Here is a 14070-nt window from a genome sequence, read left to right on the forward strand (position 1 = left end):
GTTCTCAAAATACTGGTATGAAAAAATACATCCTGATATTACTGCTTACTGCGACCGGCAGCTTCTCCTGTACAAAATTTCTTGAAGAAAAACAGGTAGCCAACCTTACGCAGGACTACTATAACAACGAAGACGGACTCAATGGCCTGATCAACGGCCTCTATGTATATGCACGTGTAAAACATGAGTGGGATGGCAATGGTGCAAGGCTAACGCAAGCCGAAACTGATGCCTATATGACCAGCGATAACACGTATGCAACCATGACGGCCACGCGTTACGGCTCTAACGTGAGCACCATCACAGGCAACGTCTATAACTACCTGGGCGCAGCCAATGCCAGCAATGCACCCATGGGCGCATACCCGCATATCAATAACTGTAACATTGCGCTGGATGTGATAGACAGGATCAGACCAGGCAGGTTTGGTACTGATGATGCTTACCGTACTATCAGAAGAGCAGAGATCCTGTTTCTGCGTGCCTGGGCCTATTACCTGATCACCAATCAGCTGGGTGATGCACCTTTGCTGCTTACTCCCAGAACGCAGGACAACCAGGTATACCACTATCCTAAGGCCAAACTGGAAGACATCTATAAGCAGATCATCAGCGATATGAGACAGGCTTATAACGACCTACCGCTTTCGCTGGCAGACCGTGGCCGTGTTGGTAAACTGGCGGCAGGACATTTCCTGGCCAAATTATACCTCAACCGTGCGCAGGCAGCCCCTTTTATGAACAATGCGGAAAGACACCTCGCCATGTTATATAAAGGTAGTGTAAACACAGACCTGGACTCGGCAATCGCCATCTCTACAGATGTGATCAATGCAGCAGGTGGGGCATCCGGACTGGCACCTGACTACTGGACCCTGTTTGATCCTAAAGTAACAGAGACAACTCCGCACAAAGAAGTACTATGGGCAGCACAATTTGACGTGAACACCACCCTGAATGGCCGCTTCGGCAACCGCTCGGCTAACTACCATACCGGTAACTATACGGATGGTACAGGGGTCATCAGGGCTATGGCATACGGACGTCCTTTTGGTACATTCAAACCTACAGACTTCGGTTACGACGTATTTACAGACAAAGTGAACGACTCCCGCTATTACAAGACATTCCAATACGAGTACCTCCGCAACGGCACAGCAGGTTTTACCTGGAACGCGGCGGCAGCGGCCTGGTGGAATCTTAATAAACCAGCAGGTGAACCAACTGTTAATTCCGGCGACCCAAGAACGCTGCCTGGCAGAAGAGCACTGATTTACCTGGAGAACCAGCGATCAGAAGCACTGGACTCCACCACAGTGATGAGTCAGCCTTATCAGTTCATCGTAAGATGGGTCAGATCCAGTGTTACCGGCAGGTATTATTACCGCCTGAACTACAATCAGAATCCTATTGGTTTGAATACAGGCGCTCCTTCCCCTTATCTCTCAGTAAAGAAATATATTGATCCGATGAGAGGTGGTAGTGCAGACGAAAGCAACTTCAACAGTGAAAGCGGTACCAGGGATGCTATCCTTATCAGGCTGGCAGAAACCTATCTGCTACGTGCAGAGGCTTATGGCCGTAAAGGCATGTATGACAGGGCGCTGGAAGACATCAACGTATTGCGTCAGCGGGCTGCCTTTAAGAGTGGAGAAAGCCGTCCGGATGTACTGGTACAATGGGAGCCCAAGGCTGCTTCCCTGAATGCGTCAGAGAAGTTGCCTCCTTACCCTGCGGATGGTAGCTCGTACAACGCTATCCGTGTTACAGCAAATCATTTCACGCCAGGTACGCCGGAAGCGCTGGCAGAACACTATGTACCTACCGCTACAAGTGTGCAGGATATGTTTATCCATTTTATCTATAATGAAAAAACCAGGGAACACCTGGCAGAGGGTATGTTGTGGGAAGACCTGCACAATGCCGGCATCCTGTATGAGCGTATGGTATACCTGAACCAGATGGCATCTACCTTATCCGGCCGCTGGCCGATAGCCGATAATACGGCAAATGGCAACGGGCAGGATGGTAATGGTAAAGGGCAGATGAGAAAAGAATTTACATTCCGGCCATGGCCGAATGATTTCCTGAGACAGCTGACAGACGAAAACGGGCAGGCTCTGGATGCCTCAGCATTAGCCGCCTATCAGAATCCAGGGTATTAGTGATGAATAAAAAGGGATCACGCGGGTTGTCGTGATCCCTTTACTTTATTCAAAATGGCAATCAAAGCCTATAACGGTATTTACCGCATACAAGCAACCTACTGCTCTTTGTTCCGCTTTATCTTTTTATGTGCTTTCGTACGTTCCTTGGCCCCGTCATCTATCCCTGTTCCTGTCTGCATGGGTTGATAGATAGCGCCCACCGTATCTGCCACAGGAGGACCAAACTTAATCTGGTACCGGTTAGCTACATTACCCGTAATTCTTTCAGTTAAACGTGGCCACATCCGGTGCATGCCCCACATAGTGTGTGCTTTCCAGCCAACCGGCACCTCTTTTTTCGGACGCAGTGATTTACGGAGTACGGCATTCACTATTTTATCCGGAGGATCCAGTGCTATCATAGATGGCGCACCACCGGTATAGTTACCGATATGCCTCCAGAATGGCGTATCGGCCGCCCAGGGTTCGATGGTCACTACCTTTATTTTCTTGTGTCCATCAATTCTTAGCTCCTGGCTCAAAGCAAGACCCAGATTCCTCACCCCTGCCTTTGAGGCGGTATAGGCAGCCTGATAAGCAACCGGCACTTCGCTCTCCACAGAACCCATATTGATCAATGTACCATAGCCCTGTTTGCGGAATATGGCTATTGCTTCATAAGCACCGTATATAACACCTTTCATATTTACATCAATAACCCGTACCTGATCGGCAGGTGGTACCTCCCAGAACTTGCCTACGGTAGCAATACCTGCCATATTGATCCAGACATCTACCTTACCAAACTTTTCAATAGCGGCCTGACTGAGACGTTTAACGTCCTCGGGATTGGAGGCATCGGCAGTAACAACAAGTGCTGTTCCTCCTGCGCGGTTAATGATCTCCGCAATTTCCTGTAGTACAGCGGTACGTCTGGCGGCAATCACAACATTAGCTTTATAAGCGCCCAACTGTTCGGCTACGCCCCGGCCAAAGCCACTGGATGCACCCAGTATCACAAAAGTCTTCTGTTGTAATTTTCGCTGACCGGATTTACCAGGCTTCCAGGTAGTACAGCTGCTTATGATCAATACACATAGTATCAGCAGCAGGCATTCAAAATAGTTCTTACGCATAATTCTTCAGATGTATCCAGTTACCGCCAAATCTTGTACCTACGGCTTTTCAGGCAGGAACGCTACCACAGTAAGGTTTTAACTACACCTTGCAGGTACGTTTGTCAACACTTCTCCCCACAAATGCACTATAACCCTCTCTTAAGAGCGACTGGCACAATTGCTGTTTTTCTATCAGTAACCTAAAATATGTGATTATGAGATTTATCGGAACAAGAATGCACGGCTACCTTGATTACATCGTAGCAGTGCTGCTGATAGCGGCGCCATGGATTTTGGGCTTTTATAACGGAGGGGCTGAATCGTGGGTACCGATCGGAATGGGTATTGCAACTATTATATATAGTTTGCTGACTGACTACGAGCTGGGCATATACCGCAGGTTGAACATGAGTACCCATCTGACGCTGGATGTGATGTCGGGTATATTACTGGCATTATCTCCCTGGTTGTTTGGTTTTGCCGGAGAGGTGTGGCTACCACATGTGATTGTAGGTGTGTTTGAAATTGGTGCAGCATCGGCAACGAAGATCGTAGCAGGTCATAATGCGAAGAGTTTTGCAAATATTTAGATTCTATCTCAATTATCAGAAGACGCACTCTCTGTCCAGGGAGTGCTTTTCTTTTTTATATGCCACTGGTACGTCATTTGCTCCCTGTAAGACCTAAAACATGACCCATGGCTAAAGTTGCAATCATCTATTACAGCCAGACAGGCACCACTCACCTGCTGGCAAAAGCAATTGAAGAAGGCGCAAAAGCTGCCGGCGCAGAGACCCGTCTGCTGAAAGTAAAGGAAACAGCTCCCGATGAATTATGGGGAAGCAACCCTGTATGGAAACAACACATTGAGGAAACTTCAGACATCGCGGAAGCAACCAATGACGACCTGGAATGGGCAGATGCCATTATTTTCGGCTCTCCTACCCGTTACGGATTGCCAGCGGCGCAGATCAAACAGTTTATTGATCAGACAGGCGCATTATGGGCGAAGGGAGCACTGACCAATAAAATCGGCTCTTCCTTTACTACCACTGCTACTTTACACGGCGGACAGGAAGCGACTATCCTTGCACTGAACACAGCCTTCTATCACTGGGGTATGATCATTGTTTCCCCTGGTTATGTAGAGCCCAGCCAGTTCGAGTCAGGTAACCCTTACGGCGCATCGTTTACGTCTAACAATGGTAAACTAGACCCTGACCAGGTGGCCATCACCGCTGCCAAGCTACAAGGACGAAGAGTTGCAGAAATAGCTGCCAAGTTCAAAGGCGCTTAATGATACCGGGAGGGACTACATAGTCCCTCTTTTCTTTACCGGCAAATAACCTTACCGGGAATACGGTATTCATGAAAAACAGTACTTTTAAAATAAAAAATGAGAAACGTATTCCTTTCGCTATGCCTGACCCTTTGTATACCCATACTGTTATTTGCCCAATCTGCAAAAAATGACATCCCCTTCACTTTACTGGAATCAGGTCACCTGCTGGTGAAAGCACGCGTTGACGGCGTGGATGGTAACTTTATATTTGATACCGGCGCAGGACTGACCGTATTTACAAAGCCTTTCTTTGAAAAACTAAAGCAGGTAAAAAAGGAAGATGGTGGATATACTGGCTTCAGAGCTACCGGCGAGCGGCTGGATATTGACCTGTACCGTGTTAAAACCTTCGAGTTCGGGCACATTAAAAAGACAGATGAAGAAGTAAGTTATGTAGACGCTAACCTGGGAGGTATAGATGGTATCATCTCGCTGAAACTGGTCGAATCGCTGCCATTTACCATTGACTTTGACAAAAAGGTACTGCATTTTGAATCTGCAAAGGAACTTGCGGCTATCAGGAAGAAGGCGCAATCTATCCCGGTACAGCTGGAGCAGTCCAGGAACAAGGCATTGACTATCTTCTCCTACTTCCGGATCAATGATACACTTCATCTGCAGCTGTCGCTGGATAGCGGCGCTGGTAAGGAAGTGTTCCGCCTGAACGCCAAATATCTGCAACAGCTGGGTGTAGATGTCAATGATACACTGAAGGTGAAAAAGTATGAGAAGAAAAGCGAGATCAATACACAGCATGTGTCGCATATTTACCTGACAAAGCTGGATAAGATTGCGGCGGCGGAAGCACCGGCAGTGCAGCGTACTGATTTCCCGGTACAGTTCCTGGAGGGGTTGATTTATGATGGTATTATCTGGATCAACTGGCTGGGCAAACAGATCACTTTTGACCTGGATAACAAAGTACTGTTAGTACAACGTTAACCGCTGGCGATTTAAGCAGATTTTAATGCTGCCATATAATGACCTCCGGTCAGGCCTGTACGTGCGGGCTGGCCGGAGGTTATCATTTACAGGATATTATGTCGGTTTGACGGGAAAAACGTCTTTTCGGCTATACATGAACAATCCATCGACAATGATATTATTTTATCTAACCAGGTCACGTCTTCGTCGCTTCGCCGTCGCGTCTTCGCCGCTAGTTCGTCCCTTGTTCGAATGCTGTGCATCCGGAATAAAAAGACACTACTATTGACAACCAATCACTTGCACACAACAGGGTATGATATATTGTAAATTACTCATGTTAAAATGATATCAGCGCCTGATAGTATTCCGCCAGGGCAGCAATTTTAAAAATTGATTAAAATTTGCCGCTCCATCTTTTCCGTTTCAAAGATTTCCTAGTTTTGATTTCCAAATGAGACTAGCTGTATTTTTTATGTACCTGTGCTTCCTGCTATCTGGCGGGAATGAAACTAATCGGGCAGGTACGTATCAGCACAGCGCAGACTATACGCTGCTTACAGCGACGGCGGTGCAACCGGACAGCCACTTTACTGCCGGCGACCGGAATGATGCTTTTTTCAGGGATACCCGTCCGGTCACAGAAGATGAATTTATCATCAGTGAAGAAGTGGAAGATGAGGATCCGAACAGTTATTTCAGCCCCAAAGTAAAACTGCTGTCCAGAAGCCGGAACGCATACGACTACCAGTCCAGCCTGAAGTACCTCCGCAGGTATTTTAAGGCTCCTCCCTCTTTTTCTGATCAGGCATCTTATAAGTATCTCACCCAGCGTGCACTAAGAATCTGATTGGCACTATACCTCAGTCTACGGAGGTGTATTAATAGGTGCCAGCCGGATGTATCCTATCCCTACTTCCCTGCTGCTTCATCTCATAGCTCCCATCTCCGGGACTGATGTTCATCCTTCCAAATCAAGCAGTTTAAGCAACCTATCGTTTATTATCAAATATCATGAAGACAATCGTCATGTTCACCAGCGTGTGTGCCCTGTTGTGGCATACCGGCTGCAAGCCACACCAGGAAGAAAAAGAAGAAGTGATCAGGTATACCGTTACCAGTCCGGTGGTAATGGATACTTCGTTCACCAAGGAATATGTATCCCAGATCCGCTCTGTCAGGAACATCGAACTAAGGGCCCAGGAGAAAGGTTATCTCGAAAACATCTACGTAGATGAGGGGCAGTATGTAAAGGCCGGACAGATATTGTTCCGGATCATGCCTAAACTGTACGAAGCAGAATTGCTAAAAGCGGAGGCGGAAGCCAAAGCCGCAGAAATTGAGCTGCAGAATGCCCAGACACTGGCAGACAAGAACATTGTGTCTAAAAATGAGCAGGCAATGGCGCAGGCCAAGCTGGATCAGGCAAAAGCTCAGATAGCATTGGCCAAACTGCACCTTTCCTTTACAGAGATCAGGGCTCCTTTTGATGGTACGATTGACCGCATTCCTAAAAAACTCGGTAGCCTGATAGATGAAGGAGAATTGCTCACCAGCCTGTCTGACAACAGCGAAATGTTTGCCTACTTCAACGTATCAGAACCAGAGTACCTTGAGTATCAGACCAACGCCAAAAGCCGGGGAGACAATCATGTAAATCTGCTGCTGGCTAACAATCACCCGTTAGCCTATAAAGGCGAAGTGCAGGTAATAGAAAGTGAGTTTGACAATGAAACAGGCAATATCGCCTTCAGGGCAAAATTTCCCAATCCTGACAAGCTGCTGAAAAACGGTGAAACAGGTAAAGTGATGATGACGATGCCATTGAAAGAAGCGCTGATCATACCGCAGAAAGCTACGTATGAGATCCAGGATAAGAAGTATGTATTTGTAGTAGATAAAAACAATGTGCTGCAATCAAAGAACATCACTATCAGCGGAGAAATTCCAGACCTGTATGTGGTACAGAGCGGCTTATCCCAGAACGACAGGATACTGCTGGACGGTATCCAGAAAGTGAAGGATGATGACAAGATCAAATATGAATATCTGGCTCCACAGGAAGTCATCTCTCACCTGCGGTTAAAAGCGGAATAATTCTTCATTCCAAACAGCGTAGATCAATGTTTAATAAATTTATACAGAGGCCTGTCCTCTCAATAGTAATATCACTTATTATCGTGTTCCTGGGGGTGATCTCCATTACCCAGCTGCCGGTAACCCAGTTCCCTTCCATTTCACCGCCTAAAGTGAATGTAACCTGCGAATATCCTGGAGCCAATGGTGAGCTGATGATCAAATCAGTGATCATTCCCCTGGAGAGAGCTATTAACGGTGTTCCGGGCATGAAATACATGACCTCTGACGCCGGTAACGATGGTGAAGCCACCCTACAGGTAGTATTTAACCTTGGCACAGATCCGAACCAGGCCTCGCTGAACGTACAGAACCGCGTAGCATCAGTAGTCAACAAACTGCCTCCGCTGGTAGTACGTGAAGGAGTAAAGGTATCGCGTGTGGAATCGAGCATGCTGATGTATGTGAACCTTTACAGCGACGACCCCAATGCAGACCAGAAATTCCTCTTCAACTTTGCCGATATTAATCTGTTGCCGGAGTTAAGAAGGGTGGATGGCGTCGGCTTTGCTGACATTCTGGGTAACAGGGAGTATGCCATGAGGATATGGCTGAAGCCTGACCGTATGCTGGCTTATAAGATCTCGGCAGACGAGGTGATGAAGGCATTGGACGAACAGAGCCTGGAAGCCTCTCCCGGTAAGACCGGTGAAAGCTCCGGCAAACGTTCCCAGTCATTTGAATATGTATTGAAATACTCAGGAAGATTCAGTAATAAGGAACAGTATGAAAATGTCATCCTACGCTCCAGTCCTAACGGGGAGATACTACGTCTTAAGGACGTAGCGGAAGTAGAGTTTGGCAGCTCAATGTATGATATCTATTCAAATCTGAACGGCAAGCCATCCGCAGCGATTGTATTGAAACAGTCTTACGGCAGTAATGCCAGCCAGGTCATTAAAGATGTAAAGGCTAAGCTGAAAGAGATCAAAGCTAATTCCTTTCCGAAAGGTATGAACTATGAGATCAGCTATGACGTGTCGAAATTCCTGGATGCATCTATTGAAAAAGTGGTGCATACCCTGGTAGAAGCGTTTGTACTGGTAGGTATAGTAGTGTTTCTTTTCCTCGGCGACTGGCGGTCTACGCTTATTCCCGCCATGGCCGTGCCGGTATCGCTGATTGGTACGTTTGTATTTATGCAGTTCTTTGGCATTACCCTTAATCTCATCACTTTGTTTGCGCTGGTACTGGCAATTGGTGTGGTGGTAGATGATGCCATTGTGGTGATTGAGGCCGTACATGCTAAAATGGAAACTGAACATCTTTCACCGCTGAAAGCAACCAAAAAAGCGATGCATGAAATTTCGGGTGCTATCATTGCCATCACCTTCCTGATGTCGGCAGTATTTGTACCTGTGGCATTTATGTCTGGGCCTGTGGGCATCTTTTACCGGCAGTTCTCTATCACCATGGCCACCGCTATTATTCTTTCGGGCGTAGTAGCATTGACACTGACACCGGCGCTGTGTGCCATGATCCTGAAGAATAACCATGGCAAAAAGCATAAAAAATCGCCGGTAGATAAGTTCCTTGCCGCCTTCAACAGGGGATTTGACAGGTTATCCGGGAGGTACCTGCGCGTATTACGGCTGATCATCAACAGAAGACTGGTAACGTTCGGACTGCTGGCCGGATTCTGCGCAGCCACCTGGTACCTGAACGGGCACGTGCCTTCAGGCTTTATACCAAACGAAGACCAGGGTATGCTGTATGCCATCATACAGACACCGCCCGGTTCATCACTGGAAAGAACTAATGAAGTGGCAGAGAAGTTACAGAAGATCTGTGAAGAGATTGATGGTGTACAATCGGTATCAGCGCTCGCAGGCTATGAGATCCTGACAGAAGGTACCGGCTCCAACTCAGGTACCTGTCTGATCAACCTGAAAAGCTGGGAAGAGCGGAAACATTCAGTACAGCAGATCATCGAAGAACTGGAAAAGAAATCAAAAGACATTGCTGGCGCGAACATTGAATTTTTCCAGCCTCCGGCAGTACCAGGGTACGGCGCAGCAGGCGGATTTGAACTGCGGCTGCTGGACAAAGGCGGATCGGGTGACTATAAGAAAATGGAAACGGTGAGTAATGACTTTGTGAAAGAGCTGAGTAAGCATAAGGAGCTGTCGTCCGTATTCAGCTTCTACAGTGCCAGTTTCCCGCAATATATGCTGAAGATTGACAATGACATTGCGCAGCAGAAAGGCGTGACCATTGATAATGCCATGAGTACCTTATCTACCCTGATAGGTAGTAACTATGAGATCAGCTTCATCAAATTTGACCGCCCTTATAAGGTGATCATACAGGCATCTCCGCAATACCGCGCCTTGCCGGAAGACATCCTGAAACTGTATGTAAAGAATGACCGTGACGAGATGGTACCGTTTTCCGCCTTTATGAAAATGGAGAAGGTCTACGGTTTGTCAGAGATCACGCGGTATAATATGTACAACTCATCCCAGATCAGCGGGTCAGCCGCGCCGGGATATAGTAGTGGACAAGCGATCCAGGTCATTGACGAAGTAGCCAGAAAAAGTCTGCCAAGAGGGTATGGCATTGACTGGGCAGGTATTTCAAAAGACGAAGTAGCACAGGGGAATCAGGCTATATACATCTTCCTGATCTGTCTGGGCTTTGTGTACCTGATCCTGTCGGCGCAATATGAGAGTTTTATTCTGCCATTTGCAGTCATCCTTTCCCTGCCGGCAGGTATCTGCGGCGCGTACTTCCTGCTGAAAGTATTAGGACTGGAAAACAATATCTATGCGCAGGTAGCGATGGTAATGCTGATAGGTCTGTTGGGTAAGAATGCGGTGCTGATCGTTGAATTTGCAGTACAGGAGCACCGCGCAGGAGCGACCGTACTGGCAGCGGCAATGGAAGGCTCCAGAGTGAGGTTCCGCCCGATCCTGATGACGTCTTTTGCATTTATCGCCGGACTGATACCATTGGTCATCGCTACCGGCCCTGGTAAGATCGGCAACCGTACGATAGGCACCGCAGCGGCCGGGGGTATGTTATTCGGTACCATCTTCGGGGTACTGATTATACCCGGACTGTATTACGTATTTGGCAAGATCGCCGAGAAGCGGATGCTTGTTAAAGAAGAAGAAGAGAATCCATTAACCGAAGAAATTGATCATAATGTATATGTATAGATTCAGGATAAACAGCTGTATTGGCGTGTTAGGCATTTGCCTGGCAATAGCTGGTTGTAAGGTTCCTGCGGTGGTAACGCCTACAGCCCCGGCTACGGCCCCGGGAAGTTACAACGGCATACAGGATACCACCAATACAGCCTTGATACAATGGCGGGAGTTCTTTAAAGATAAAGACCTGGTGAGGCTGATAGATACCGCATTGAAAAATAACCAGGAACTGATGATCACGTTGCAGGAGATTGACATTGCGAGAAACGACATCAGATCCCGGCAGGCCCAGTTACTGCCGGTAGCGGGTATCCGCGCCGGAGCGGGTGTGGAAAAAGTAGGCCGTTACACCAGTCAGGGCGCAGGCGATGCCACAACCGAGATAGAACCGGGCAAAGAGATGCCGGATCCGCTGCCGGACTTCACCATTGGCGCATATGCGAATTGGGAAGTCGATATCTGGAACAAGCTGCACAGCGCAAAGAAAGCTGCGGTAACCCGTTACCTGGCGACTATGGAAGGCAGGAACTTTGTATTGACTAACCTGATCGCTGAAATTGCGCGGTCATACTATGAGTTACTGGCCCAGGATAATCAGCTGGAGATCGTGAAGCAGAACATTGCACTTCAGCAGAATGCACTGGAAATCGTGAAGGTCCAGAAAGAAGCCACGCGGGCTACAGAACTGGCAGTAAAGAAATTTGAGGCCGAAGTACTGAAGTCACAAAGCCTTGAATACGACATCCTGCAACAGATCAAAGAGACAGAGAACAGGATCAATTTCCTGCTAGGGCGTTATCCGCAGGCGATCCCGAGGGATAAAAGCAGCTTCCTGCAGGTATTACCATCTATGGTCAATGCCGGCATCCCCGCTCAGCTGCTGGCAAACAGACCCGATATCAAACAGGCAGAACTGGAACTGGCCGCAGCCCGGCTGGATGTAAAAGTAGCAAGGGCAGAGTTCTATCCATCATTGGGCATCTCGGCAGGCGTAGGCTTCCAGGCCTTTAAGCCTGCTTACCTGTTCAAAACGCCTGCGTCCCTGCTGTACTCACTGGCAGGAGACCTGGCAGCCCCGCTGATCAACAGGAACGCCATCAAGGCAGAGTTCAGCAATGCAAATGCCCGGCAGTTACAGGCACTCTATAACTACGAGCGGACCATATTAAATGCTTATGTTGAAGTATCTACCCAACTCTCCAATATCAGCAACCTGGATAAGAGTTATGACCTGAAGGCAAAACAGGTAGATGCACTGAACCGGTCTATCGACATATCAAACGACTTGTTTAAGTCTGCCAGAGCAGACTATTTAGAAGTGCTGATGACACAGCGCGACGCACTGGATGCCAGGCTCGAACTGGTAGAAACAAAGAAATCACAGTTAAATGCAGTAGTAAGTATATATAGGGATTTAGGGGGTGGCTGGAAATAGCCTGTTTATGAGAGAAGAGCCGGTCAGTGTATGCTGACCGGCTTCTTTATGCAAATGATCCTACTATCTGGGTTGTCAAATTATCATGAAAAAATAAGCAGATAATTTTTTCTATCCCACCCAACCCTTTCACTTCCGGCGTGGGTATTACTATTAAATAACAATTTAATTTATCAAATAGTAATTATGAAAACAACGACATTGAAGTGGACCTTACTGACAGCTGTAACTGCAAGCATGTTTTTCTCCTGTAAAAAAGAAGACAACAAACCCACAGGATGCCCCATTAACACTACAAACATCGCAGGCACTTATAGGATGACAGGCATACAGTATACGCCGGGCCCCAACGAAACCCCTATTGACTTCATGAAGTTCATGGACGAATGTGAAAAAGACGATATGATGACTTTCGCCAGTGATGGTAAGTATACCTATGACGACGCAGGAACAGTATGCGAGACAGAGGGATCAGACGAAGGCGTGTGGAAGCTGGAAAATAACAGGATCACGATAGATGGAGAAGTGAAGGGAAACATTGCCAGCTTCGATTGTAAGAGCCTGGTATTGTATGTGGATGGAGCGCTGGAGGCAGGCGACCGTATGACAATTACCTATGTAAAGAAGAATTAGAAGCTGGAGACCAGTCGGTAAACAATTCCCGACGGAAGATGTGGTGGCATGTCATCTACGCGGGCGTATACTGTAAAATCGTGTTTGGTAAGGGATAAAGCAGGGCTGACTTCTTTTAGGAGGTCAGCCCTGCTTAGATGTATGTAAAGGCATCAAATTCAGTGGTTGTATTGCCTGATGTCAACAATGCCTTAACAGCTTAAAAGAACTTCGGACATGACACCATATTCCTGCGCTTCTCCTCACTAGCCGCAGAACGAAGCGTGAAGCCTATGGATAATTCATGGGTGCCTGAGTTATAGTTTTGTAGCGGTCCGATGGAGAAGTCGTAGGCGTAGCCTATGCGGAGGTTCTCAGTAGGGAACACTTCGATTGCGGCGATAGCAGCGTTGCTGGTAGTAAGCGCCTTTTGCAGGTATTCTTTGCTGTAGACATCTACCCTGGTACGATAACCACCGCCTAACCAGAGCATTTCTTTGAAGAGGATAAACACGTTCAGATCGAGGCTGGTGGGTCCACCCCTGTCGTCTTTTAAAAGAAACGAGGGTCGAATCTGCAATTGTTCATTCAGCGGCAGCATCATACCTGCGGTAAGATAATAGTGTGGCTTGGGCTGAGGGATGAAGGCGTATTTTGATTTGTTGACATGTGGAGATACCAGGTTATCAACCGAGATCCCGGCATAGAATTGCTGGTCAGCATAGAAGATGCCAGCACGGGCATCCGGGACCATTGTTTTAATAACGCCGGGCACAATTTCGGTTTCGGGATCCTGGGTCCAGAGTAGTCTTCCGTTGATACCCAGTTGCACGACCCCTAAGCTGAAACCGAAGGAAAGGCGGGCAGTACCGTCTTCATTGGTACGGATACGGTAAGCATAGTTACCGTAAACAGATTCGGCAGTTTGAGCGCCTAGTCTGTCGGTAGCCACCTGTACCCCCCAACCGACATTTCCGTCTGCAGAGACGTTGTCCAGTGCGAGGGAGAAGCTACGGGGAGCGCCTTCGATACCCGACCATTGATTGCGGTAATAGCCATGCAGATTCAACGCCTCTTTATAGCCCGCATAGGCAGGATTGATGTAGATACCGTTGAACATGTACTGGCTGAACTGTGCGTCCTGCTGGGCAAACGATAGTTTACCCAGCATCAACAACACCATTAATATGATATTTCTTTTCAT

The 14070-nt window shown here is 47.6% G+C and carries 11 protein-coding genes; 9 read left to right on the top strand and 2 right to left on the bottom strand.

Annotated elements, in window-relative coordinates:
- Positions 1-17 precede the first annotated feature (17 nt).
- Positions 18-2165 carry a RagB/SusD family nutrient uptake outer membrane protein gene (locus K1Y79_RS01405; protein ID WP_220248209.1) on the top strand — a complete coding sequence of 716 codons (2148 nt, stop codon included), beginning with the start codon at positions 18-20 and terminating at the stop codon, positions 2163-2165.
- A 98-nt stretch (positions 2166-2263) separates the two neighbouring features.
- Here the strand turns inward: K1Y79_RS01405 and K1Y79_RS01410 are convergent, their stop codons facing one another.
- The gene (locus K1Y79_RS01410) at positions 2264-3283 is read right to left on the bottom strand and encodes an SDR family NAD(P)-dependent oxidoreductase (RefSeq protein ID WP_220248210.1); all 1020 of its coding nucleotides are present in this window, start codon (positions 3281-3283) and stop codon (positions 2264-2266) included.
- A 197-nt stretch (positions 3284-3480) separates the two neighbouring features.
- Between K1Y79_RS01410 and K1Y79_RS01415 the strand changes: the two genes are divergently transcribed.
- The 8 genes from K1Y79_RS01415 to K1Y79_RS01450 all read left to right on the top strand — a co-directional run bounded on the left by K1Y79_RS01415 (position 3481) and on the right by K1Y79_RS01450 (position 12887).
- Positions 3481-3855: an SPW repeat domain-containing protein gene (locus K1Y79_RS01415; protein ID WP_220248211.1), complete on the top strand. Its 375-nt coding sequence runs from the start codon at positions 3481-3483 to the stop codon at positions 3853-3855.
- Between the two features lie 107 nt (positions 3856-3962).
- Positions 3963-4562: an NAD(P)H:quinone oxidoreductase gene (wrbA, locus tag K1Y79_RS01420; protein ID WP_220248212.1), complete on the top strand. Its 600-nt coding sequence runs from the start codon at positions 3963-3965 to the stop codon at positions 4560-4562.
- Between the two features lie 99 nt (positions 4563-4661).
- Entirely contained in the window at positions 4662-5549 is an 888-nt protein-coding gene (locus K1Y79_RS01425; protein ID WP_220248213.1) for a retropepsin-like aspartic protease, read from the top strand.
- 436 nt (positions 5550-5985) lie between these two features.
- The gene (locus K1Y79_RS01430; RefSeq protein ID WP_220248214.1) at positions 5986-6381 is read left to right on the top strand and encodes a hypothetical protein; all 396 of its coding nucleotides are present in this window, start codon (positions 5986-5988) and stop codon (positions 6379-6381) included.
- A gap of 164 nt (positions 6382-6545) precedes the next feature.
- Positions 6546-7628, top strand: a complete 1083-nt coding sequence (locus K1Y79_RS01435; RefSeq protein WP_220248215.1) for an efflux RND transporter periplasmic adaptor subunit — start codon at positions 6546-6548, stop codon at positions 7626-7628.
- Between the two features lie 26 nt (positions 7629-7654).
- Positions 7655-10828: an efflux RND transporter permease subunit gene (locus K1Y79_RS01440; protein WP_220248216.1), complete on the top strand. Its 3174-nt coding sequence runs from the start codon at positions 7655-7657 to the stop codon at positions 10826-10828.
- Positions 10829-10853: 25 nt separating this feature from the next.
- Positions 10854-12254: a TolC family protein gene (locus K1Y79_RS01445; RefSeq protein WP_317197465.1), complete on the top strand. Its 1401-nt coding sequence runs from the start codon at positions 10854-10856 to the stop codon at positions 12252-12254.
- A gap of 186 nt (positions 12255-12440) precedes the next feature.
- The gene (locus K1Y79_RS01450) at positions 12441-12887 is read left to right on the top strand and encodes a lipocalin-like domain-containing protein (RefSeq protein WP_220248218.1); all 447 of its coding nucleotides are present in this window, start codon (positions 12441-12443) and stop codon (positions 12885-12887) included.
- A 199-nt stretch (positions 12888-13086) separates the two neighbouring features.
- Here K1Y79_RS01450 and K1Y79_RS01455 read toward each other — a convergent pair whose 3' ends face one another.
- Positions 13087-14070, bottom strand: coding sequence for a PorP/SprF family type IX secretion system membrane protein (locus K1Y79_RS01455; RefSeq protein WP_220248219.1), 984 nt, complete (start codon positions 14068-14070; stop codon positions 13087-13089).

This window comes from Chitinophaga rhizophila, from assembly GCF_019492185.1.
Lineage (GTDB): Bacteria > Bacteroidota > Bacteroidia > Chitinophagales > Chitinophagaceae > Chitinophaga > Chitinophaga rhizophila.

What these genes read in the sequence shown, in the direction of transcription:
- K1Y79_RS01405 (WP_220248209.1), top strand. Translation starts at nt 18, where the DNA reads ATGAAAAAATACATCCTGATATTACTGCTTACTGCGACCGGCAGCTTC.
- K1Y79_RS01410 (WP_220248210.1), bottom strand. Translation starts at nt 3,283, where the DNA reads ATGCGTAAGAACTATTTTGAATGCCTGCTGCTGATACTATGTGTATTG.
- K1Y79_RS01415 (WP_220248211.1), top strand. Translation starts at nt 3,481, where the DNA reads ATGAGATTTATCGGAACAAGAATGCACGGCTACCTTGATTACATCGTA.
- wrbA (WP_220248212.1), top strand. Translation starts at nt 3,963, where the DNA reads ATGGCTAAAGTTGCAATCATCTATTACAGCCAGACAGGCACCACTCAC.
- K1Y79_RS01425 (WP_220248213.1), top strand. Translation starts at nt 4,662, where the DNA reads ATGAGAAACGTATTCCTTTCGCTATGCCTGACCCTTTGTATACCCATA.
- K1Y79_RS01430 (WP_220248214.1), top strand. Translation starts at nt 5,986, where the DNA reads ATGAGACTAGCTGTATTTTTTATGTACCTGTGCTTCCTGCTATCTGGC.
- K1Y79_RS01435 (WP_220248215.1), top strand. Translation starts at nt 6,546, where the DNA reads ATGAAGACAATCGTCATGTTCACCAGCGTGTGTGCCCTGTTGTGGCAT.
- K1Y79_RS01440 (WP_220248216.1), top strand. Translation starts at nt 7,655, where the DNA reads ATGTTTAATAAATTTATACAGAGGCCTGTCCTCTCAATAGTAATATCA.
- K1Y79_RS01450 (WP_220248218.1), top strand. Translation starts at nt 12,441, where the DNA reads ATGAAAACAACGACATTGAAGTGGACCTTACTGACAGCTGTAACTGCA.
- K1Y79_RS01455 (WP_220248219.1), bottom strand. Translation starts at nt 14,070, where the DNA reads ATGAAAAGAAATATCATATTAATGGTGTTGTTGATGCTGGGTAAACTA.